The following is a 22597-nucleotide window of genomic DNA, read 5'->3' on the forward strand; positions in this document are numbered from 1 at the left end:
GGGGATTATCCGAAGCGGCCGGAGACGTAGTCTTCGGTGGCCTTCTGGGTCGGGTTGCTGAAGATGGTGTGAGTGTTGCCAAACTCGATCAATTTACCCGGCTTGCCTGTGCCGGCGATGTTGAAGAAGGCCGTCTTGTCCGAGACACGTGCAGCCTGCTGCATGTTGTGCGTGACGATCACCACGGTGTACTGGTCCTTGAGCTCATTGATGAGGTCCTCGATAGCCAGTGTGGAGATGGGGTCCAGGGCGGAGCAGGGCTCGTCCATGAGGATCACCTGCGGCTCCACAGCAATGGCGCGGGCGATGCAGAGGCGCTGCTGCTGGCCGCCGGAGAGGCCGGAGCCGGGCTTGTCCAGGCGGTCCTTGACTTCGTTCCACAGGTTGGCGCCCATGAGGGACTTCTCCACCAGGGCGTCGGCTGCACCCTTGGAGATCTTCTTGTTGTTCAGCTTCACACCGGCCAGCACGTTGTCGCGGATGGACATCGTGGGGAAGGGGTTGGGGCGCTGGAAGACCATGCCGATCTGGCTGCGGACGGTCACGGGGTCCACGCCGGGGCCGTAGAGGTTGTCGCCGTCCAGCAGGACCTCGCCCTCCACGCGGGCGCCGGGAAGGACCTCGTGCATGCGGTTCAGCGTGCGCAGGAAGGTGGACTTGCCACAGCCGGACGGGCCGATGAATGCCGTGACGGACTTGGCTTCAATGTTGATGTTGACGTCCTCGACGGCCAGAAAATTGCCGTAGTAGACGTTCAAGTCCTTGACGTCGATGCGCTTAGACATGGTGTTCCTTCATTGCTTGGGGTGTGGAGGTTTTCGGGGCCCTGCAGTCCAGCCTAGCTTGCGAGGGGTCCCCGGCCGAGCGAAGCGAGGCTGGGGAGCAAGCTGGGCGTTAGCGGCCGGTTTTCGGGGCGAACAGGCGGGCGATGAGCCGGGCGCCCAGGTTCAGGAGCATCACCAGGATGATCAGCACCAGGGCCGCGCCCCAGGCCCGCTGGTCGGAGGGCCCGGGGTTGGACGGCGAGGTCGGGTTCAGGATCTGCGTGTAGATGAAGGTCGGCAGCGAGGCCATCCAACCACCGAACACGTTGTTGTTGATGGAGGTGGCGAAGCCGGCGGTGACCAGGATCGGGGCGGTCTCGCCGATGACCCGGGCAATCGCGAGGGTGACGCCGGACGCGATGCCGGAGATCGCCGTCGGGATGACCACCTTGAGGATGGTGCGCCATTTCCGCACGCCCAGGGCGTAGGCGGCTTCGCGCAGCTCGTTCGGAACGATCTTGAGCATTTCCTCGCTCGAGCGGACCACCACCGGGATCATGAGGACGGAAAGCGCGACGGCGGCCACCGCACCGGTTTTGGTGCCGGGGCCCACCACGGCGAAGAAGAACGCTGCCGCGAAAAGGCCGGCCACGATCGAGGGGATGCCGGTCATGACATCCACAAAGAAGGTGATGGCGCGCGCCAGCGGCCGGTCGTTGCCGTACTCCACCAGGTAGATCGCGGTCATCAGGCCCACGGGCACGGAGATTACCGTTGCCAGGAGCGTGATCTGGATGGTGCCCAGGAGGGCGTGGTAGACACCGCCCACCACCTTGGTGCCTTCCTCGACGATCTTGTTGTCGAACGCTCCGGTGACGCCGTTCATGGACGTGCCCAGGAAGCCGGGGGTGATGAGTCCGGGGATGCCGTTGACCAGCACCGTCCAGACCACCGAGACCAGCGGCAGCAGCGCGATGAGGAACGCGCCCACCACCAGGCAGGTGGCAAGCTTGTCCTTGGCCTTGCGTCCGCCTTCAACGGCGCCGCTCCAGCCGACCAGGCCGATTGCGAACAGGATGGCGGAGACCAAGCCCCAGCCGAAGGCGTTGAAGCCGATGAGCGCCAGGATGGCGGCACCCACCACCAGGGCCACCGCCAGGACGATGTACGGCGCGAACTTGGGGAGCTGGCCCTTGGTGAGCGCGGAGCGCTTGCGGGCGATTGTGGCAGTCATTTAGTTGGCTCCCGAGAATTCTTTGTGCTTGGTGATGATCCAGCGGGCCACCATGTTGACGCCGAGGGTGATGACGAACAGCACCAGGCCGGCGGCGATCAGGGTGTTGACCTTGACGCCGCTGGCTTCGGGGAAGTTCAGGGCGATCTCGGCGGCGATGGTCTGGTTGCCGGACTGGATCAGGCTTGCGGTCAGCACGCCGGAGGAGAGCACCAGGGCCACGGCCATGGTCTCGCCGAGGGCGCGGCCCAGGCCAAGCATGATGGCGCTGACGATTCCCGGGCGGCCGAACGGCAGGACAGCCATGCGGATCATTTCCCAGCGGGTGGCGCCCAGGGCCAGCGCGGCTTCCTCGTGCAGCTTGGGGGTCTGCAGGAAGATTTCGCGGGACAGGGACGTGATGATCGGCAGGACCATGACGGACAGGACGATGCCGGCGGTCAGGATGGTCTTGCCGGTGGCGGAGGCAGGGCCCTGGAAGATCGGCAGCCAGCCCATGTTGTTGGCCAGCCAGTCGTAGGCGGGCGAGATTTCCTTGGCCAGGAAGGCCGCACCCCAGGCACCGTAGACAACGGAGGGAATGGCGGCCAGGAGGTCAACCACGTAGCCGAGGCCCGAGGCCAGGCGGCGGGGGGCGTAGTGGGAGATGAACAGGGCGACGCCGACGGACACCGGGGTGGCAATGACGAGGGCAATCACGGCAGCAATCAGGGTGCCGACGACGATCGGCCCGATGTAGGCGAAGAAGCCGTGGCCGCCCTGGATCTGCTCGGGCTGGGCCGTGAGGGCGGGGATCGACTGCACCACAAGGAAGAGCGCGACCCCGAAGAGGACCGCAAGAATCAGGCACCCTGCGGCCATGGCGGCCCCGGAGAAAACCTTGTCCCCGGCGCGTCCGGCGCCCGGGGAGGTTGTCAGGGAGTTGGTGGTCACTTCACGATCCTTCAGTTTCAAACAACTGGTATTACATGGCTAAGTTCCCTGCCCCGCCACAGTGGTGTTGGCCACTGCGGCGGAACAGGGAACTTCGGTGTTCCGGGACGCTTTGCTTTGGGCGCGGGCGCTCCGGAGCTGGATTCTTAGGCCTTGGCCTTGATGGACTCGATGGCAGCCTTGGCCTTGTCCTGCAGGGTCTTGGACAGCGGCGCGGACTTGGCGGCGTCGGCTGCGGCCTGCTGGCCGGCGTCGGAGACTACGTAGCTTTCGAAGGCCTTGACGAGGTCAGCGGTTTCCTTCTTGTCGTAAGTGGAGCATACGACGTGGTAGGAGACCAGCACCACAGGGTAGGCGCCGCTGGCGGTGGTCTTGCGGTCCAGCTTGATGGCGACGTCGTTGGCGGAGCGGCCGTCAACGGCCTTGCCGGCCTCGACAGCCTTGGCTGCGGCCTCGGCGGAGATCTTGACGAACTCGGTGCCGACCTTGATGGAGGCGGTGCCCAGCTTGCCGGAGACGGCGGAGTCATCGGCGTAGGTCACGGCGCCCGGGGTGTCGGTGACGGTCTTGACGACGCCGGAGGTGCCCTTGGCGTTCTCGCCCTTCAGGGTTGCGGGCCAAACGCCGGCAGCCTTGTCGGTCCAGACCTCGGGAGCAGCAGCTGCCAGGTAGTCGGTGAAGTTGGTGGTGGTGCCGGAGTCGTCCGAGCGGTTCACCGGGGTGACCTTGAGGTCCGGGAGGGTGACGCCGGCGTTCAGGGCGGCGATGGCGGGGTCGTTCCACTTGGCGATTTCGCCGCGGAAGATCTTCGCCACGGTTGCGGCGTCGAGCTTCAGTTCCTTGATGTCCGGGAGGTTGAAGGCGACGGCGATCGGGGAGATGTAGACCGGGATGTTGATGGCGCCATCGGGGCCGCACTTGGCCTTGGAGCTGGCAAGCTCCTCGTCCTTCAGGTAGGCGTCCGAGCCGGCGAACTGGGCAGAGCCGTCGATGAGCGCCTTGCGGCCTGCGCCGGAGCCGTCCGGGGAGTACTGCACGGTGGCGCCCTGGTTGGCGGAAGCGAAGCCGGCCTTCCACGCGTCCATGGCTGCACCGGTGGAGGATGCGCCGATGCCGGTCAGCGTGCCGGTGACCTTGACGCCGGCAGCGGTCTGCGTGCCCGTGGCGGTGCCGGTTGCGTTGTCGGAACCGCAAGCGGTGAGCGCGAGTGCGCCAGCTGCGATGACCGCGATTGCCGCGTTGCGGCCGAAGCGAGTTGCCTTCACTTGGATGTACCCCTTCCAGGGATTCTCTGATGCGAGCCGAACGGAGATCGGCGTACGAAGCTGTGGACCTTATTTGTGCCTTTATTGACGGTAAGGAGCGCAGGTAACGGGATGTCCCGCGCAAAGTGAACAACAGATGAACGACGGCGGACCATTTGGTGCCGTGGCGCGTCGTTTGTTGAGCTGCGTCACAAGACAGCTCCACTTGCGTTGAGTGCGGGCCGGGCTGGACGGGGCGGCTCCGCCCGCCAAATAGACTGGTTCCATGGCAGCCGTGAAGGGACTTTCCAGGGGCAAGAAATTCCTGCGCACCCGGGCCAGGACAGGCCTCGTCCGCAGCCGCAATTCGCTGGTCCCCGCCATCCAGATGACCGTGTGCGCCGTGGGAGCCTACGCCTTCGCCGAATACATCCTGGGCCACTCGGGCCCGCTCTTCGCTGCCACCTCATCCCTTATCGCGCTCGGCTTCTCCAGGGAGCCACGGCTGCGCCGCGTGATGGAGGTGGGCCTGGGCTGCACCATCGGCATCGCGGTGGGCGATCTGCTCCTCCACTGGCTGGGCAGCGATATCTGGGTGGCCGCCGTCGTTCTCCTGGTCTCCATCCTGCTGGCCCGCTTCCTGGACAGCGGCAACATCTTCACCACCCAGCTGGGGCTGCAGTCCCTCCTGGTCGTGCTGCTGCCGGCGCCCGCCGGCGGACCGTTCACGCGCAGCCTGGACGCGGTGGTGGGCGGCGTGTTTGCCCTGCTGGTCACGGTCCTGGTACCCAAGGACCCCCGCCGCGAGCCCCGGCAGGACGTCCGGAAACTCCTGCATGAACTCGCCGAGGTACTGCGGGAGTGCGCGGACGCGATGATCCACAGCGATTCCACGCAGGCCTGGCACGCCCTCATCCGCGGCCGGAACTGCCAGCCGCTGGTGGACCGGATGCGCCAGACCCTCCGGGCCTCCGGCGAGGTGGCAACCCTTGCCCCCGCCTACCGGCGGCACCGTGACGAGCTCGCGGACCTGGAGCACTCCCTGGACTTCATCGACCTCGCACTGCGCAACAGCCGCGTGTTTGCCCGCCGCCTGACCAGCGCCATCAACCATGCCGCGCTCACGGATGAGGCCACGGACAACATCTCCGAGGCCCTGCAGGAAACGGCCGCGGCCGTGGATGAGCTGACCGTGGCCCTCTCCGAACTGAACGACGGCGCCCGCCGCGCGCACTTGCGGGTGGCACGGCAGGAGCTGACGCTGGTTGCCTCGCGGCTGCACCCGAGGATGCTGGACGTGCACCGGCTGGAGGGCGAAACCGTGGTGATGCTGTTCCGGCCGCTCATGGTGGACCTGCTGGAGGCCAGTGGCATGGAACCGCAAGAAGCCCGCGCCGTCCTGCCGCCGCTGTAGCTTGCGTCACACCAGGTTCACGAGGGCCACGTAGCTCAGCGTTCCCAGCCCGACGCTGAGCAGCGTTCGCCGTCCGCCGAGGAAGTGGGCGGCGACGGTGACTGCCACCGCGACGCAGACAGGCATCAGGTGTCCCGCATCGGCGACAACTTCGCTGCGCAGCGTGGAAGCGGCCAGGATGACGAGGATTCCGGCAGGCATCCACAGCGACAGATTCCGGACCAGGGCTGACTTCCGGAGCGGTCGCAAGGCCGCGAAGGGGAGGGCCCGCAACGCGAGGGTAATGGTGAAGACGACCGCCAGGACAGAGACGATGTACCAAGTTTCAGGCATTCTGGATTCCTTTCCTGGCGGCCAGGAAGTGGCGTGCGATCAGCAGGGCGATGAACGCCATCAGTCCGGCGAACAGCGCGACGTCGGGCACTAGGACCGCAGCAGCGATGAACGCAGCAGCCCCCAGCATGAGTGAGGGGACCTGCCGGCGCGACTTCACGGCGTCGAGCGTCAACGTGACGAAGAGAGCGCACAGCGCGAACTCGAGCCCTTCAATGCGGGCCGGCAGCAATGCCGCGATGCCGATCCCGGCGAGCCCGCCGCCCACCCAGTACACCTGGAAAGCCACTTGCATGCTGACAAGGCGGCGGCCCGTCCATCGGCCAGTCGACGCCGCGGTCACGGCGTAGGCCTCGTCGATCATGGCGTAGACCGAATAGGCCTTGGCCCACGGCGAATTCACAAGGTGCAGGGGAAACGTGAAGCTGTAGAAGACGTGCCGGAAGTTCACCAGCAACGTTGTCAGCGCGATCGTCGCCAAAGGTGTCATGGCCGCCATCATCCCGATGAGCAGCAATTCAAGGGAACCCGCGAATCCCGCCACGGACAGGGCGGGCGCCACCCACCACGGCAGGCCGGACTGGACCACCAGGAGGCCGAAGGCTATGCCGAGCGGAAACATGCCCAGGCCGGCGGCGAAGGAATCCTTGATGCCCGAACGGATTTCCTGGCTTGGCGTGGGAATGGGCGGTGGGGCAACGATGGGCGGGGAGGGGTTGTTCACATCTTCAATGCTCCCCGAAGGACCGGGCCACGCGATTGCCAATATTGCTCACACGCCGATTCGATGGGCAATATAAACGCATGGACAAGATCGATCGCGCAATAATTATGGAGCTTATGCGCGACGGGCGCATTTCCAACGTGGATCTCGCCGACAAGGTGAACCTCACCCCTGGCCCCTGCCTGCGGCGCGTGCAGCGGCTTGAGGAGTCGGGAACCATCCTCGGGTACCGGGCGGTGGTGGATCCCGCCGCGCTCGGCCGCAGCTTCGAAGTCATCCTCGACGTCGACATCAACGCCTTCGACCGGGAGAGCGTCTACGCCTTCGAGGAAGCCATGGCCGGCTTTGGGGAAGTGACGGAGATCCACCGCATGTTCGGCTCCCCCGACTACTTCGTCAGGATCGCCGTTCGCGACTTGGAAGCCTATGAGGAGTTCCTCAGCGGACACGTCCTGACCCTGCCCGGAATCCAGAAGGTGGCCTCGCGCTTCACCATGAAGACCATCAAGTCTGCCCACTGAGCCACGTTGTCGTACCCCTCCACTAACCTGAACCCATGGCAACCAAGACTTCCCGCGCATCCAAGACCCCCGCGTACAAGTGCGCCGAATGCGGCTGGACCGCGGTCAAGTGGGTGGGCCGCTGCGGCGAGTGCCAGGCCTGGGGAACCGTGGAGGAAAGCGGCGCCACTGTTGCGCGCACGACGGCGGCCGCTACAGTTTTGGAGCCAGCCCGCCGTATCGCTGAGGTAGATGGAACAACCGCCGCATTCCTTCCCACTGGCGTCGACGAACTCGACCGCGTCCTGGGCGGAGGACTCGTGCCCGGAGCCGTCATCCTGCTCGCGGGGGAACCCGGCGTCGGCAAGTCCACCCTGCTGCTGGACGTCGCGGCGAAGTTTGCGCGCACCGGCCAGGACGTGCTGTACATCACGGGCGAGGAGTCGGCAGCCCAGGTGAAGCTGCGCGCGGACCGGATCGACGCCGTCGCGCACACCCTGTACCTGTCCGCCGAAACGGACCTCGGCCAGGCACTGGGCCAGGTGGAGAAACTTGAGCCCAAGCTGCTCATCGTGGACTCCGTGCAGACGCTCAGCAGCGCGGACGTGGAGGGCAGTGCCGGCGGCGTCTCGCAGGTGCGCGAGGTTGCTGCGTCCATCATTGCCGCCGCCAAACGCCGCAACATGACCACGCTCCTGGTGGGACACGTGACCAAGGACGGAACCATCGCAGGCCCGCGCCTGCTCGAACACCTCGTGGACGTGGTCTGCCAGTTCGAAGGCGAGCGCCACTCCCGGCTGCGGCTGCTGCGGGCCGTGAAGAACCGCTACGGGGCCACGGACGACGTCGGCTGCTTCGACCTCAATGAGGCCGGCATCGAGGGCCTGGCGGATCCCAGCGGGCTGTTCGTTTCGCGGACCCGCGAACCCGTGTCCGGCACCTGCATCACCGTCACCATGGAGGGCCGGCGTCCCCTGCTGGCCGAGGTCCAGTCCCTGCTCGCCGAGAGCCCCAATTCCCAGCCCCGCCGCGCCACCAGCGGCTTGGACAGCTCCCGCGTCTCCATGCTGCTGGCGGTCCTGCAGCAGCGGGCGGGCTGCCTGCTGCACAAGGACGACTCCTATGTGGCCACCGTGGGCGGGGTGAAGCTGAGCGAACCGGCAACGGACCTCGCGGTGGCCCTGGCCGTCGCCTCCGCAAAGGCCCGCAAGGCGCTGCCGCAGCGGCTCATTGCCTTCGGCGAGGTGGGCTTGGCCGGCGAAGTCCGTCCCGTGCCCGGCATCAACCAGCGCATCCAGGAAGCCCACCGGCTCGGCTTCACGCATGCCGTGGTGCCGGCGAGCCCCAACGGGTCCGGTCCGGTCCCCGACGGGTTCTCGGTCCGGGAAGTCGGGCATCTGGCCGAGGCCTTGGAGCTGCTGATCGCGTAACTCCTCCGCTGCTGCGGAGTGTCGTTCGCGCCGGGTGGCGCGGTTTCCGGAAGATTTAGCCTATGACCAAAAGAACTGTGCTTATTGGGGGACGCTTTTTCTTCGGCCTCTTGACGTTGGTGGCTGTGGGAACACAGCTGCTTGTCCATCTGGGACTGGGCTTCGACCCCTGGAACTTCTTCAGCTACTTCACCAACCTGTCCAACATGTTCGCCGCGGCGGTGCTCCTGATCAGCGGCTACCGGGTGCTGGTCAACAAGCGGCCCAGCGAATTGGACGACGCCACTCGAGGTACCGCCACCATCGCCATGGCCGTGGTGGGCCTTGTCTTCGGCGCGCTCCTGGCCGGCGAGGATCTGGGCTCAATGGTGCCGTGGGTCAACATCGTGGTCCACTACGTGATCCCCGTGGTGATGGTGGTTGACTGGCTGTTCCAGCCGCCGCGCGCCACGCTCACCCTGAAGCACCTCTGGTACTGGTTGCTGTATCCCATCGCCTACCTGGTCTACAGCCTCGTCCGCGGCACCTTCGTGAACTGGTACCCCTACTGGTTCATCGACCCGGCACGCGCCGGCGGCTGGGGCGGCGTGGTGGTGTTCGCCGTGTCCATTGCCGTGGGTTTCGTGCTGGTGAGCCTGGCCATGCTGTGGCTCGGCAACAAGCTCAAGCGACAGGTGGACTACTGAGGCCCACCAGCGCCGACCAAGGCTACTTGGCCGGGTTGTGCGTTCCGATCGGCACCAGCGTCAGGCCCGGGTGGTTCTTCTCGATCCGGCGCAGCGCCCAGATGTCGTTGAACAGCGCCAGGTACTCGCCGTCTGACCTCAGCAGCACCTCGGCGCCCACCACGTTGGCCAGCGCAGGCATGGCTTCCGGCGTGGAGATCCTGGCCATGGAATACGGCAGGCGTTCCAGCCGCAGCGGGGCGTTGAAGTCGTGTTCCATGCGGTCCTCCACCACCTCGAACTGCATGGGCCCCACGGCGGCAAGCACCGGCGACTGGTCGCCGCGGAGGTCGGAGCGCAGGACCTGGATGACGCCTTCGTGTTCGAGTTGCTCGATGCCTCGGCGGAACTGCTTGAACTTGCTGGGGTCCTTGGATCGGGCCACCTGGAAGTGTTCCGGGGCGAAGAGCGGGATGGCCGGGTACTCCACCGCGCCTTCGAGGAAGAGGCTGTCTCCCACGCGCAGCGTGGAGGCGTTGACCAGGCCCACCACGTCGCCGGGGTAGGCCTCGTCGATCACTTCGCGTTCCCGGCCGAAGACCTGCTGGGCGTACTTGGTGGCAAAGGACTTGCCCGTCCGGGTCTGCGTCACCACCATGCCGCGCTCGAAGACTCCCGAACACACGCGGATGAAGGCGACGTGGTCGCGGTGGGCCTTGTTCATGCCTGCCTGGACCTTGAAGACAAAGCCGGAGAACGCCGACTCCACCGGGCGCGGGCTGCCCTCAACGTCAGGGCGGGGTGCGGCGTGCGGCGCGAAATCCACCAGCACGTCCAGGAGTTCCTTGACGCCGAAGTTCAGGGCGGCGGAGCTGAACAGGATGGGGGTGGCGGTGCCCGCGTGGAAGGCGTCGACGTCGAACTCAAGGTTGGACTCGATCACGAGTCCGGCCTCGTCCACGGCGTTGGACCAGTCGACACCCTGGCTGTCCGAGGCCTCTTCGGGAGTGAAGTACTCGGTCAGCGCGATGCTGGCGCCGGCGTTGTTGCGCTGGAACCGCGCGAACCGGTCGTTGCGCAGATCCCAGACGCCGCGGAAGTCGCCGGAGATGCCCACGGCCCAGGTCAGCGGCATCGGCTGCAGACCGGTGCGTTCGGTGATCTCGTCCATCAACGCGAGCGCGTCCAGGCCGGGGCGGTCCCACTTGTTGATGACGGTGATGATGGGGAGGTTGCGCTGCTTGCAGACCTCGAAGAGCTTCATGGTCTGCGTTTCCAGGCCCTTGGCGGCATCCACCAGCATCACGGCGCAGTCCACGGCGGCCAGGACGCGGTAGGTGTCTTCGGAGAAGTCGGCGTGGCCGGGGGTGTCCAGCAGGTTGATCACGCTGTCCCGGTAGGAGAACTGCAGCGCCGCGGAGCTGATGGAGATGCCGCGGTCCTTTTCCATCTGCATCCAGTCCGAGACCGTTTCCTTGCGGTTGGCCTTGCCGCTGGACGCGCCTGCCGTGCCGATGACCTTGGCGTGCAGGGCGAGCGCTTCCGTGAGCGTCGACTTGCCGGCGTCGGGGTGCGAAATGACGGCAAAAGTACGACGCCGGGCCGCCTCTTGGTGAATCTCTTGGACTCGTGCGGGGTTCAGGACGTCTTGGGACACGGTGCTACTTTCGCTGCGGTGCGGGTGACCCCTTGCGCTTGGCGGGGACTTAGGGGGAGGGACTGGCGGGAGGCCGAGTACCAAGTTTATCGTTGCGGCTGCCAACCGCCGAAAAGGAGCCTTCCGGCATCCCGGCCCGGCGTCGGAAGTGCCTCCCGGCCAGTCGCCGTCGGGCCTGTTCCGGAGCGCTTTCCGGACACCCCCGGATGGGGCACTTTGGGGCTTGCCTGTGCGGTTGTTGGCCTTCTTTACCTCTAATAATCCACCCGCTCAGGCAACGGACTTCCAACCCGGAGGGCTGACAAGGCGTCGGGCATGTATTTACGGACGGCCATCCGGCGGATAAACGGACGCCAGGACGCCGCAACGGCCAGCATGGCAAGGCCGACCATCAACAGGACACGTTGACCGCCCTCGTACTGCTCACGGCTGACGCTGGCCATTACAGCACGGCCATGACTCCCAGGGACGAATCGAATCTCCAAGACCTCCCCGGGCTGGTGGGGTACGACCCCCGAAAAATCAACGGGAACAATTTCGTCTGCAATCCGCACGTTGGCTCCGACGTCCTGGCCTTTGGCGTTCATTCGAAGCGACTCAACGGGCAGGCTGCGGATCTCCGCAGCCTCAGAGTAAAGCGCGCCTGCACCTGCCAATGAGAAGGCGCCAATTGCTGCCAGGACAACTCCTGCAAGGATACTCACCAACGGGACCAGGATGCGGGCCCGGAACCCGTACAGAGCCCTTCGAACCCGGGGATTTGCCGGCCGGGGCGCATGGATCCGAACATACTTGCGGGCCCGACGCTGCCAATCCCGTTCGTCTTCGCCAGGCCTAAATGCGGGAAACAGAGACTCTACTGCAGCCGGGTGTTCCAGGTTCAAAGGGGTTCCTCTTTCTGTCGGACTGGCCCTGCACTCAAGGACTGTAGCGAACAATGGGCCCGCCGACGGGCAGGCGCGTCTCCGCCACAATGTATGTCTCCGGCAATGTCCACGTTCCGCACTTTGCCCGGCCTTTTCTGCATGGAGAAACGAGCCACTTTAAGGCTTTCTGGTGCGGTTAACGCTGCTGGGACCCTCTATCATGGTGCTAGCCGCTGCCGGGCCGTTTTCCCGGCGCCGCAGCCTGGCTGTCAAGGCTTGTCTGCGAGCTATGGCTTGCACCTTTGAAGGGAACATCTATGGCTCGGAGCCCCGAAGAATCGCTCAAGGCGACTCTGGGCAGGGTTGCGCCCGGCACTCCCCTGCGGGACGGCCTGGAGCGCATCCTCCGTGGCCGCACCGGGGCCCTGATCGTGCTCGGCTCGGACCGCACCGTGGACTCCATCTGTTCCGGCGGCTTCGACATCGGCATCGATTTTTCCCCCACGCGCCTGCGCGAGCTGGCCAAGATGGACGGCGCCATCATCTGCGACAAGGACGCCGGCAACATCCTCCGGGCCGCCGTGCAGCTGATGCCGGATTCCAGCATCGAAACCCAGGAATCGGGCACGCGGCACCGTACGGCTGAGCGCGTGGCCATCCAGACCGGCGTCCCCGTCATCTCCGTCAGCCAGTCCATGCAGATCATCGCCCTGTACGTGAACGGGCTCCGGCACGTCCTGGAAGGTTCCGAGAAGGTCCTTGCCCGCGCCAACCAGGCCCTGGCCACGCTGGAACGCTACAGCGCCAGGCTGGACCAGGTGACCAGTTCACTCTCCGCACTGGAAATCGAAGCCATGGTCACCGTGCGCGACGTCGCGGTCACCCTGCAGCGCCAGGAAATGGTGCGCCGCATCTCCGAGGAAATCGCCCAGTACGTCCTGGAACTCGGCGAGGACGGACGCCTGCTGTCCCTCCAGGTCGAGGAACTCACCATGGGCCGCGGCCCGGGCAGCGACGTCATCATCCGCGACTACGCCGATCCCGACGCCACGCCGGAGGAGATCGAAGAAGCCGTGCAGGCGCTGCTCAACCTGGACTCCACGGAGCTGATCGACCTCGCCAAGATCGCGGGGATCATGGGCTTCTCCGGCGGGGTGGACCTGTTGGACACCGTGGTGCAGCCCCGCGGCTACCGGCTCCTGTCCGGACTCACCTCGGTTCCCAAGGCGGTGGCCGACCGCCTGGTGGACTACTTCGGCGGGCTGCAGAACCTGATGGCGGCCACCATCGACGACCTCATGACCGTGGACGGCATCGGCGACCAGCGCGCCCGCACCGTCCGCGAGGGCCTGAGCCGCATGGCCGAAGCCAGCCTCTTGGACCGCTTCCTGTAAATCGGGCCAAGGGGTGTCCCGCGCTTCTCAGCCGAGCTGGAAGACCGCCTTGGTGCTGGTCTTGTTCCCCAGCCGCGCCACGAAGGTGTAAGTTGCGCCGCCTGCGCCGGGCTTTGCGGCGACCACCGTACACCCTTCCACGGTGCGGTCGCGCTTCCACTTGAAGTTTCCGGTTTCGCTCGCGCCCGGCGCGATGGTCTTGACCAGGTCCTCGCTGGCTGCCTGGCAGTCCCTCGAGGAGAAGATCCGGTCCGCGCCGCTCATCACCAGGAACTCCATCTGGGATGTCCCCATGTTCACCTGGCAGGGCGCCGTGCCGCCGTTGGTGACCTTCATGATCAGCACCGGCTGCTCTTCGGCACCATAGGCGGGCTTGTCCGTCGCGGCGGCCACGGTCACCAGGCTCAGGTCGCACACGGCGCTGGGCGTGGGCGTGGCCTGGCCCGCCGTGGCGAGGGGCGTGGTCCCGCCGGCTGGCGCCTGGGTGGACTGGACGTCGCCGCCGGAGGCGCCGGCATCGGCGCCGGGGTTTCCCGCCAGTGCGCTGCTGATCGCCAGGATCCCGCCTGCGAACAGTGCGATCACGAGCACAAGAGCCCCGAACACCACCTGCCTCCGACGCCGGTACACGGCGGGACTTGCCCGTCGGGTTCCCGGCCGGTTTCCCGGCTTGGCGGGAGGCCGGGTTCCGGACTTCGCGGAAGACCGGCTGACTCCGGCGGCCGGCTTCACGGCCCGGGCAGGGCTTTTCGCCGGCGCTTTCTTGCGCCCGGACGGTTCCTGATTGCCCTGTTTGACCATGTTTCTAGGCTAGGCACGCGGCGGGCCGGGTGCCCCTTCACCACGCCGCTGCGGGCCAATCCGGCCCAGTATGACGTGCTTGACATCCTCCCCGGACTGAAGCCCGGGGATTCCTGGCCGCTAGGCGGCCAGTTGGTTGGCGCTGCCAGCCGAAGCTGGGCTTGTGCGCCCTGATACCGCATGTCCTGCGGCCGTTGTGGTTCTCAGTGCGCGGTCGAGTATGACGATCGCGGCGTTGGTGTCGGCGTGTGCTTCGTGTCCGCAGGCTTGGCACTCGAAGACCGCTTGGCTCTCGCGGTTCCCCGGTGCGCAATGCCCGCAGGCGGCACACGTTCGACTGGTGTTCTTCGGATCGACCCGCAGGAGATTTCCTTCGGGCATTTTATGTTCCAGCCGGGTGAGGAAACGCCCCCACGCCGAGGCCAGGATCGCCCTGTTCAGCCCGGCCTTCGCCCGCGCCCCGTTCGGCAGGAAAACGGTTGGGGTTTCGGGGTCTGGTTTCGGTTTGGGCCGGCGGACCATGTTTCGGATCCGTAAGTCTTCGACGGCTATCAGGCCGTGAGTTCTGGCAAGTGTTGTTGTGGTCTGCTCAAGCCAATCGGAACGACGGGCCTCGAGCCTGCGCCGCAGCACAGCCAGCTTCTCCAGGGTCTTTCCCCGACGCCGGGAGTCCTTCTGCTGTCGCGAAAGCCTTTGTTGCAACCGGACAAACCGGCTCTGCTCCCCGGTCGTGAGCGAAGGGGCCTGGAACATGCGCCCGTCACTGAGCGCCAGAGTATTGGCCACGTCCCTGTCGATCCCTACCGCGGCTCCGGTGGCGGCCATCCGCCGGGCGGGGGCCGGTGTTGTGAACGCTACATGCCAGGCGCCGTTTTGGTGGGTGACCCGCGCGGACGACGCGGACGTGATCTGCACCCAGTCACGGCTGATCCGGAACCGCACCCGACCGATCTTGGGAACCATCACCTCACCCCATTTGCGGTTGAGCCGCCGCACCGACAGGTCCCGGATCACGAACGAACCTTCACGGTCGGAACGCCGTTTAAACTTCGGGTACTTCGCACGGCCGGCAAAGAAATTCCCAAAGGCGCGGTCCAGGTCCCGCAAAGCGGCCTGCTGCACCGAGGAGGACCCTGCCCGCAGCCATTCCGCCTCGCCCCGGAGTTCGGCGAGTTCGCGCATCTGCGTCGCGGTGTTCACCCTTGGTGCGCTCAACGGGCCCCGCAGATGCTTATCCCGACGCCACATCGACCTCTGCTCCAAGCCGATATTGAACACGAAGCGGGCATGATGGCAGTGCTCCATCAGCCCGGCTGCCTGGCCGGCTGTCGGGTATAACCGCTGCCGAATACTCACACAACCGACGATAAACAGAGGGGCGGACAATTAACACCGCCACCTATCTGCGCACCCGCCACAGCGGAAAGCTCCTGCACGAAACACCCAGTGTTCGTAACCAAATACCGGCGCCGGGTCTTCAACAATCAGATGCTCACCGCCTGCGAAACCACCATGCGCAACGTGTGCTCCATCCTCGAACCACTGGATTTAGCTGGCTCCCCCGCCCTGAAAGGCAGGCTTGCGTGCTACCAGTCACCGGTCATCCGCAGGCCGTTCCACTACAGTTGATGGCAGCGCGGCGGCACGAGCAACCGCACAGCACCCAAGGCGGCACCCAAGCCGCAGCAGCCAGAAACCCGAGAGAAGCAACGCATGACACCGCCCGGAACCATGGTGCCCAGCGCCACACAGCCCGGCGCCACGGACCTGGCCGGACTCCACCACGCCCTGGATGGCTGGTTCGCCGAATCGGCCCGCGAGCTGCCGTGGCGGTCGCCGGACTGCAGCCCGTGGGGCATCCTGGTCAGCGAGGTCATGCTGCAGCAGACGCCGGTGGTCCGCGTCCTGCCCGTCTGGGAGGACTGGATGCAGCGCTGGCCCACCCCGGCACACCTGGCCAAGGAACCCGCCGGCGAAGCCGTCCGGCACTGGGGCCGGCTCGGGTACCCGCGCAGGGCCCTTCGGCTGCACGCGGCCGCCGTCGCCATCCAGGAGCAGCACGGCGGAGCGGTGCCGGGCACGCACCACGAGCTGCTCAGCCTCCCCGGGGTGGGCGACTACACGGCCGCCGCGGTGGCTGCTTTCGCCTACGGGCAGCGCGAAACAGTGGTGGACACCAACATCCGCCGGGTCCACGCCCGCCTGGTTTCCGGCCACGCCCTTCCGGCGCAGTCGCTCACGGCGGCCGAAATGCGCCTGGCCGAGGCCCTGCTGCCGCACGACACTTCCCTCTCCGTGCGCTGGAACGCCTCGGTCATGGAGCTCGGCGCGGTGGTCTGCACGGCCCGCTCGCCCAAATGCGCCGAATGCCCCGTCCGCGCGTCCTGCGCCTGGCTCGCCGCCGGTGAGCCACCGCCGTCGTACACGCCCAAGGGCCAGGCCTGGCACGGCACCGATCGGCAGGTCCGCGGCGCCGTGATGGCCGTCCTCCGCGAAGCTGACGCCCCCGTTCCGCGCGAGATGTTCGAGCACGCGCCGGCCGATCTCGGCTTCGCGCCCTCCGGCGTCGGGGTTCCGCTTGCGGCGCTGCACCGCCTCAACTCGGCGCCCCAACAGCTTGGCCGCGCCCTGGACGGCCTGCTGCGCGACGGTCTCGCGGAACTGCACGACGGCGGGCTGCAGCTTCCGGCCTGAGGCACCGCCGGGCGGATATCGCTTCGGCAACGGCCCCCGCCGGCCATAACAATGTGGCCGCCGTTTCTACCGGTGCCGTGTGCGTGCCGGGGCCGGCGGCTTACCCTGAGGCATGGGCAGGTTCGGATTGGCTGCGGCTTTGATGACGACGGCGCTGTTCCCCGGGTGCCAGCCGCAGCCCGTCCCGTGCCCTGCCATTGCGATGGCCCCCGTGGTCACCGTGACCATCGCGGCCAGCTACGTTCCCGCCGTGGCGTCCCTTCACTTGAAGGCCTGCCAGGACGGCGCGTGCGAGGAAGAGGATTTGGAGCTGATGCCCGGATACGTCTCCATCGACCAGGGCTGCCGGCCGGACGGCATGTGCTCGGCCACGTCCTCACCCGACGGCACCCGCGTCGGCCACTTGTTCCTCCCGAACTTGAGCGAATCACCCATTGACGCCACGGCAAGCGGCACCGGCCCGGACGGCAACCCCCTGCCTACACGGACCATCACCTTCACGCCGAAGGCAAACTATCCCTACGGCGAACAGTGTGGCAAGTTCATCACGGCCAGCCTGGAGCTGGACGCCGCGGGACTCCGGCAGCGCTAGATTTCCCCGAAGCCCTCCGCCGCCAGACGGCGCACATAGTCCACGGCCTTGGCCGCGTCCTTGCCGCGCGCTTCCACACGAAGCGTCCCGCCCTGCCCCACCGCGAGCGTCATGAGCCCCATTATCGAGGTGCCTTCGACGCCGTTGACGGTCGCTTCGGCGTCGAGGGAGGCCAGGCCGCCGGCGATTTTCGCGGCAGGGCGGGCATGCATCCCCAGTGGGTTGATGAGCTCGAACTCGCCCAGCACCGCTGGCTCTCCGGCGCCTGCGGCTTCGGCATCCGTGGGCCCGGACGAGCTGCCGCCGAAGCCAACCGCCTCCGCAGCCTTGCGTACATCCTCGACGCCGGCACCTCCCTGCGCGGCAACGGCAGCGGCCACCAGGCCCTCCACCAGCGGCGCGTCGGCCAGCAGGACGGCTTCGGGCTGGGAGCAGAATTCGACGGCGGACTCGGCCGTCATCACCGCCGAACCAAGGTCGGTCAGCACCACCACGCCGTCGCCTGCCGCTCCGGCCAGTGAATGCTCGACGGCGGCCAGCACCTTCTCGAGGCTGGTGCCGATCCGCTCGTCGTCCGTGCCCCCGGCGGCGAGAAGTACGACGTCGGGAGCCATCTGGGCTGCAAGTTCCACGGCCCCCTCGGCGATCTTGCCGCTGTGGGAGACCACAACGATCCCAACCGTCATGCGGCGCCGTTCCCGGCTGCGCCCGCAGACTCCGGGGAAGCGGCGGCCGTCGCCGCAGCACGCAGCAGCAGCGCGCTGGACGCGGCGCCGGGGTCCCGGTGCCCGGCGCTGCGCTCCCCAAGGTAGCTTGCCCTGCCCTTGCGGGCGACCAGCGGATCCGTGGCCACCGCCCCCGCTTCCGCAGCCTCCGCGGCCGCCATCAGTACAGCGGTGGTGTCCCCGCCTGCCGCGGCCGCTTCTGCTGCTTCCACCGCCGGGGTCCAGGCATCCACCATGGTCTTGTCACCGCTTTCGGCCTTTCCGCGGGCCACGATGCCGTCCCGGGCGGCCGCCAGGGCGGCTGCGAGCGCGGCTGCGTCCAGCTCGGCGGCATCGCCGATCGACGTGGCGGCGCGCAGGTAGGCGGTACCGTACAGCGGCCCGGCGGCCCCGCCCACCGTGGACATGAGCGTCATGGCGGCCAGCTTCAGTGCCGCGCCCGGGGATGCGGGCGGGGCGTCCTGCAGCTTCTGGAGCACGGCCCTGAAGCCGCGGTCCATGTTTTCGCCGTGGTCGGAATCGCCGATTGGCCGGTCCAGCTCAATGAGCTCGGTGCGGTGTTCTTCCATGAGCCCAGCGGACAGCCGCAGCCATTCCACCGCCCAGGCAAGGCCCAGCCCCACGCCTACCTTCCCCAACGCAGGGCGGCCGTGTGCACGGGCGCATCCCAGAGGGCCGCGAGTTCGTCGTCCAGGCGGAGGACCGTGATGGAGCAGCCCTGCATTTCCAGCGACGTGACGTAGTTGCCCACCAGCGAGCGCTCCACCGTGGCGCCCTTCTCGGCGAGCAGCTGCGCAGCCCGGCGGTAGACGATGTAGAGCTCGCTCAGGGGCGTGCCGCCCATGCCGTTCACGAAGAGCAGCACCTTGTCTCCAGCGGTGATACCTAGGTCTTCCATTACCGGGTCCAGGAGCCGGCCGGTGATGGCGTCGGCGCCTTCCATCGCGATCCGGTGCCTGCCCGGCTCTCCGTGGATGCCGATGCCGATCTCGATCTCGTCCTCTGCCAGCTCGAAACTGGGAACGCCGGCGTGTGGAACGATGCAGCCGGTCAGCGCCACGCCCATGGTGCGGACGTTCCGGACCACGCGCTCGGCAATCTCGGTGACGGCGTCCAGGGCGTCGCCACGTTCCGCGGCGGCACCGGCAATCTTCTCCACCATCACGGTTCCGCCCACGCCGCGGCGGCCTGCCGTGTACAGGGAATCCTCGACCGCAACGTCGTCGTTCACCAGCACGGTCCGGACGCTGACGCCCTCGGCCTGGGCCATCTCGGCCGCCGTTTCGAAGTTCAGGACGTCGCCGGTGTAGTTCTTGACGATGTGCACCACGCCGGCCCCGCCGTCGACGGCCATCGTGGCCGGAATGATCTGGTCAGGCGTCGGTGAGGTGAAGACGGCGCCCGGCACGGCGGCGTCGAGCATTCCGGGGCCAACAAAACCTGCGTGCAGGGGCTCATGCCCGCTGCCGCCGCCGGACACCAGTGCGACTTTGCCGGCCACCGGCGCCCCCTTGCGGATGACGAATTTAGGTTCTGGGTGGACATCCACGAGGTCGGCGTGTGCCATGCCGAAACCCTCGACGGACTCGTCCACCACCGCTCGGGGATCGTTGATGAGCTTTTTCATGGCGCTGCTCCTGGGGTGCTGGGCTGGTGCCTCGACCCTACTACCAGCACCGGGAGTGCGGTAGAGCCGGGCCGGCAGCCGTCGCCCCGGACGGATCCCCTACGTTGAATGGCGGAAGGGACAGCCCCCAATGACTGTCCCTTCCGCAAACTTCACCCCTGCCGCATCGGCGCCGTAGCTGTGCCGGATCTCCGCCGGGTGTACCCCGCGGGCTCTGCGTTGCAGGAGCTATGTTGCGGTGCGATCGGGCCAGATGGGAGAGCAGAGGTTCTGCCATCCAGCCGCTTTCCCTGGCGCGTGGGCCTCGGGCACTTCGTGGGGAATCTCAATCTGGAACGCTGAAAAATCCGGAAAAATGACACGGTCTTGCATCGTTGCCTCCCAAGCTGGGCTGGTCACCATTGAAGTGGGAACCGCAACCAGTTTATCCATCAAGTTGATATATGTGAAGCCCTTGCGTCATTTCCGCCCAACAGAGAGTCACGCCGGGAGGACGGAACCGCCCAGGCTGCGGGGACTAGAGAATCCTGATCATCCGGGTGTTGCCGAGGGTGTTGGGCTTGACGCGGGCCAGGTCCAGGAATTCGGCCACGCCTTCGTCATGGGAGCGCAGGAGTTCGGAGTACACCTCGGGGTCCACTGCCGATTGGTCTTCCATGACCTCGAAGCCGTGGCGCTTGAAGAAGTCCACCTCGAAGGTCAGGCAGAAGACCCGGGAGACGCCCAGGGCCTTCGCGTCCTCGAGCAGGCGTGCCACCAGCACGTGGCCCACACCTTTGCCGCGCCAGCTGTCGGCGGCGGCCAGGGTGCGGACCTCGGCCAGGTCTTCCCACATGACGTGGAGCGCCCCGCAGCCGATCACCTCGCCGTCGACGGATTCGGCAATGCGGAACTCCTGGAGGCTTTCGTAGTAGGCCACGGTTTCCTTGGCCATCAGGATCCGCTGTTCGGCAAGGGGCGCCACGAGCCTCTTAATGGCCGCCACGTCACTGGTGCGGGCAGGGCGGAGGCTGAAGGTCGAAGTCACTCCCCCATCCTACGAGGCCAGCCGCCTACAGCCCCAGCTCCTCCGGGACCGGGATGTGCTCGCCCAGGACCTGCGTGGCCAAGAAGTGTTCCACCACGCCGCGAACGCAAAAGCCCCGCCCACTCCTTGCGGAACGGGCGGGGCTTTACGTCGTTGGCCGAGGCGGCAGGATCCTTAGGCGCTCGGGGCAATCTCCGGGATGCGCGGCTTGGCGTTGCCTGCGAAGGTGAACTTCGCTTCGTCGCCGGCGCCGTCAACGTCCACCACCACGATGTCGCCGGCGTGCAGCTCGCCGAACAGGATCTTCTCGGAGAGCTGGTCCTCGATCTCGCGCTGGATGGTGCGGCGCAGCGGCCGGGCACCCATGGCGGGATCGTAGCCGCGGGTGGCCAGGAGGACCTTGGCGGCCGTAGTGAGCTCGATGCCCATGTCCTTGTCCTTGAGGCGCTTCTCCAGCCGGGCCACGAACATGTCCACGATCTCGATGATCTCGTCCTGCGTCAGCTGCGGGAACACCACAACGTCGTCAACGCGGTTCAGGAACTCGGGGCGGAAGTGCTGTTTGAGCTCTTCCGTGACCCGGGCACGCATCCGGTTGTAGCCGGTCTGGGTGTCCGTGCCGGATTGGAAGCCCGTTGCGACGCTCTTGGAGATGTCGCGGGTACCCAGATTGGTGGTCATGATGATCACGGTGTTCTTGAAGTCCACCACGCGGCCCTGGGAGTCGGTCAGTCGGCCGTCTTCCAGGATCTGCAGCAGTGAGTTGAAGAGATCCGCGTGGGCCTTTTCCACTTCGTCGAACAGGACCACGGAGAACGGACGACGCCGGACCTTCTCGGTCAGCTGGCCGCCCTCCTCGTAGCCGACGTATCCGGGAGGGGCACCGAAGAGACGCGAAACCGTGTGCTTCTCGGAGTACTCGGACATGTCCAAGGTGATGAGGGCGTCCTCTTCACCGAACAGGAACTCGGCGAGCGCCTTGGCCAGTTCGGTCTTGCCCACGCCGGTGGGGCCGGCAAAGATGAACGAGCCGCCGGGACGCTTGGGGTCCTTCAGGCCTGCACGGGTGCGGCGGATTGCCTGAGAGAGTGCCCTGATGGCCTCGTCCTGGCCCACCACGCGCTTGTGCAGTTCGACTTCCATCTTGAGCAGTCGGCTGGACTCTTCCTCGGTGAGCTTGAAGACCGGGATGCCCGTGGAGTTCGCCAGAACTTCCGCGATCAGGTCCTCGTCAACCTCGGAGACGTCGTCCATGCCGCCAGACTTCCAGTTGCGTTCCTTCTCGGCACGCTCGGCAATGAGCTTCTGCTCCTTGTCGCGCAGCGAGGCGGCGCCTTCGAAGTCCTGGGCGTCGATGGCGGATTCCTTCTCCAACTTCACCGCGGCGATGCGCTCGTCCATGGCCTTGAGCTCCGGCGGAGCGGTCATGCGGCGGATGCGCAGGCGCGCGCCCGCCTCGTCGATCAGGTCGATCGCCTTGTCCGGCAGGAAGCGGTCCGAAATGTAGCGCTCGGCGAGGGTAGCAGCGGAGGTGAGGGCGCCGTCGGTGATCGTTACGCGGTGGTGTGCCTCGTAGCGGTCACGCAGGCCCTTGAGGATCTCGATCGCGTGCGCGACGGATGGCTCCTTGACCTGGATCGGCTGGAAGCGGCGCTCCAGCGCGGCGTCCTTCTCGATGTGCTTGCGGTACTCGTCAAGCGTGGTGGCGCCGATGGTCTGCAGCTCGCCACGGGCAAGCATCGGCTTAAGGATGGATGCGGCGTCGATGGCACCCTCAGCAGCGCCGGCGCCGACGAGGGTGTGGATTTCGTCGATGAAAAGGATGATGTCGCCGCGGGTGCGGATTTCCTTGAGGACCTTCTTGAGGCGCTCTTCGAAGTCACCGCGGTACCGCGAGCCGGCAACCAGGGAACCGAGGTCAAGCGTGTACAGCTGCTTGTCCTTGATGGTCTCCGGGACATCGCCGCGGACGA

General features: G+C 66.6%; 23 protein-coding genes. 8 read left to right on the plus strand and 15 right to left on the minus strand.

Annotated elements, in window-relative coordinates; all coding sequences use genetic code 11:
* Positions 1–5: 5 nt before the first annotated feature.
* From pstB to pstS, 4 genes are all read right to left on the minus strand, one after another.
* Complete coding sequence (gene pstB, locus J1902_RS17515; protein ID WP_207617661.1) at positions 6–785, minus strand: phosphate ABC transporter ATP-binding protein PstB; 780 nt, start codon at positions 783–785, stop codon at positions 6–8.
* 109 nt (positions 786–894) lie between these two features.
* Positions 895–1998, minus strand: a complete 1104-nt coding sequence (pstA, locus tag J1902_RS17520; RefSeq protein ID WP_207617662.1) for a phosphate ABC transporter permease PstA — start codon at positions 1996–1998, stop codon at positions 895–897.
* The gene (gene pstC / locus J1902_RS17525; RefSeq protein ID WP_207617663.1) at positions 1999–2931 is read right to left on the minus strand and encodes a phosphate ABC transporter permease subunit PstC; all 933 of its coding nucleotides are present in this window, start codon (positions 2929–2931) and stop codon (positions 1999–2001) included.
* A gap of 146 nt (positions 2932–3077) precedes the next feature.
* Positions 3078–4196, minus strand: coding sequence for a phosphate ABC transporter substrate-binding protein PstS (pstS, locus tag J1902_RS17530; RefSeq protein ID WP_207617664.1), 1119 nt, complete (start codon positions 4194–4196; stop codon positions 3078–3080).
* Between the two features lie 265 nt (positions 4197–4461).
* Between pstS and J1902_RS17535 the strand changes: the two genes are divergently transcribed.
* Entirely contained in the window at positions 4462–5589 is a 1128-nt protein-coding gene (locus tag J1902_RS17535) for an FUSC family protein (RefSeq protein ID WP_207617665.1), read from the plus strand.
* Between the two features lie 6 nt (positions 5590–5595).
* Here the strand turns inward: J1902_RS17535 and J1902_RS17540 are convergent, their stop codons facing one another.
* Entirely contained in the window at positions 5596–5922 is a 327-nt protein-coding gene (locus tag J1902_RS17540; RefSeq protein WP_207617666.1) for a branched-chain amino acid transporter permease, read from the minus strand.
* Positions 5915–6646 carry an AzlC family ABC transporter permease gene (locus tag J1902_RS17545; protein ID WP_207617667.1) on the minus strand — a complete coding sequence of 244 codons (732 nt, stop codon included), beginning with the start codon at positions 6644–6646 and terminating at the stop codon, positions 5915–5917. Before J1902_RS17545 ends, J1902_RS17540 begins: the two co-directional genes overlap by 8 nt.
* Before the next feature lie 80 nt (positions 6647–6726).
* Between J1902_RS17545 and J1902_RS17550 the strand changes: the two genes are divergently transcribed.
* The 3 genes from J1902_RS17550 (at position 6727) to J1902_RS17560 (ending at position 9262) form a co-directional block, all read left to right on the plus strand.
* Entirely contained in the window at positions 6727–7167 is a 441-nt protein-coding gene (locus tag J1902_RS17550; protein ID WP_207617668.1) for an Lrp/AsnC family transcriptional regulator, read from the plus strand.
* A 35-nt stretch (positions 7168–7202) separates the two neighbouring features.
* Positions 7203–8576: a DNA repair protein RadA gene (gene radA / locus J1902_RS17555; RefSeq protein ID WP_207617669.1), complete on the plus strand. Its 1374-nt coding sequence runs from the start codon at positions 7203–7205 to the stop codon at positions 8574–8576.
* 62 nt (positions 8577–8638) lie between these two features.
* Positions 8639–9262, plus strand: coding sequence for a Pr6Pr family membrane protein (locus J1902_RS17560; RefSeq protein WP_207617670.1), 624 nt, complete (start codon positions 8639–8641; stop codon positions 9260–9262).
* A 22-nt stretch (positions 9263–9284) separates the two neighbouring features.
* Here the strand turns inward: J1902_RS17560 and J1902_RS17565 are convergent, their stop codons facing one another.
* Complete coding sequence (locus tag J1902_RS17565) at positions 9285–10898, minus strand: peptide chain release factor 3 (protein WP_207617671.1); 1614 nt, start codon at positions 10896–10898, stop codon at positions 9285–9287.
* Between the two features lie 254 nt (positions 10899–11152).
* Positions 11153–11602, minus strand: coding sequence for a hypothetical protein (locus J1902_RS17570; protein WP_207617672.1), 450 nt, complete (start codon positions 11600–11602; stop codon positions 11153–11155).
* A 479-nt stretch (positions 11603–12081) separates the two neighbouring features.
* Here J1902_RS17570 and disA point away from each other — a divergent pair, with 479 nt between their 5' ends.
* Positions 12082–13158: a DNA integrity scanning diadenylate cyclase DisA gene (disA, locus tag J1902_RS17575; RefSeq protein ID WP_207617673.1), complete on the plus strand. Its 1077-nt coding sequence runs from the start codon at positions 12082–12084 to the stop codon at positions 13156–13158.
* Positions 13159–13185: 27 nt separating this feature from the next.
* On the opposite strand, the gene J1902_RS17580 is transcribed toward disA, so the two are convergent.
* Both J1902_RS17580 and J1902_RS17585 read right to left on the minus strand, forming a co-directional pair.
* Positions 13186–13764, minus strand: coding sequence for a hypothetical protein (locus J1902_RS17580; protein ID WP_307794486.1), 579 nt, complete (start codon positions 13762–13764; stop codon positions 13186–13188).
* 315 nt (positions 13765–14079) lie between these two features.
* Positions 14080–15315 carry an RNA-guided endonuclease InsQ/TnpB family protein gene (locus J1902_RS17585; RefSeq protein ID WP_207617675.1) on the minus strand — a complete coding sequence of 412 codons (1236 nt, stop codon included), beginning with the start codon at positions 15313–15315 and terminating at the stop codon, positions 14080–14082.
* Between the two features lie 45 nt (positions 15316–15360).
* Here J1902_RS17585 and J1902_RS19940 point away from each other — a divergent pair, with 45 nt between their 5' ends.
* The 3 genes from J1902_RS19940 to J1902_RS17600 all read left to right on the plus strand — a co-directional run bounded on the left by J1902_RS19940 (position 15361) and on the right by J1902_RS17600 (position 17245).
* On the plus strand, positions 15361–15588 hold the full coding sequence (locus tag J1902_RS19940; protein WP_372434588.1) for a transposase: 228 nt from the start codon (positions 15361–15363) through the stop codon (positions 15586–15588).
* Positions 15589–15690: 102 nt separating this feature from the next.
* Positions 15691–16653, plus strand: a complete 963-nt coding sequence (locus tag J1902_RS17595) for an iron-sulfur binding domain-containing protein (protein WP_372434589.1) — start codon at positions 15691–15693, stop codon at positions 16651–16653.
* A 112-nt stretch (positions 16654–16765) separates the two neighbouring features.
* Positions 16766–17245, plus strand: coding sequence for a hypothetical protein (locus J1902_RS17600; RefSeq protein ID WP_207617678.1), 480 nt, complete (start codon positions 16766–16768; stop codon positions 17243–17245).
* On the opposite strand, the gene dhaM is transcribed toward J1902_RS17600, so the two are convergent.
* The 5 genes from dhaM to J1902_RS17625 form a co-directional block, all read right to left on the minus strand.
* Positions 17242–17931: a dihydroxyacetone kinase phosphoryl donor subunit DhaM gene (dhaM, locus tag J1902_RS17605; RefSeq protein ID WP_207617679.1), complete on the minus strand. Its 690-nt coding sequence runs from the start codon at positions 17929–17931 to the stop codon at positions 17242–17244. The genes J1902_RS17600 and dhaM overlap by 4 nt on opposite strands.
* Complete coding sequence (gene dhaL / locus J1902_RS17610; RefSeq protein ID WP_207617680.1) at positions 17928–18593, minus strand: dihydroxyacetone kinase subunit DhaL; 666 nt, start codon at positions 18591–18593, stop codon at positions 17928–17930. Before dhaL ends, dhaM begins: the two co-directional genes overlap by 4 nt.
* 2 nt (positions 18594–18595) lie before the next feature.
* Positions 18596–19597, minus strand: coding sequence for a dihydroxyacetone kinase subunit DhaK (gene dhaK, locus J1902_RS17615; RefSeq protein ID WP_207617681.1), 1002 nt, complete (start codon positions 19595–19597; stop codon positions 18596–18598).
* Between the two features lie 517 nt (positions 19598–20114).
* Positions 20115–20624: an amino-acid N-acetyltransferase gene (locus J1902_RS17620; protein ID WP_207617682.1), complete on the minus strand. Its 510-nt coding sequence runs from the start codon at positions 20622–20624 to the stop codon at positions 20115–20117.
* Between the two features lie 174 nt (positions 20625–20798).
* On the minus strand, positions 20799–22597 hold a 1799-nt coding region (locus J1902_RS17625), incomplete at its 5' end, for an ATP-dependent Clp protease ATP-binding subunit (protein WP_207617683.1).

The organism is Arthrobacter cavernae (assembly GCF_017368795.1).
GTDB lineage: Bacteria > Actinomycetota > Actinomycetes > Actinomycetales > Micrococcaceae > Arthrobacter > Arthrobacter cavernae.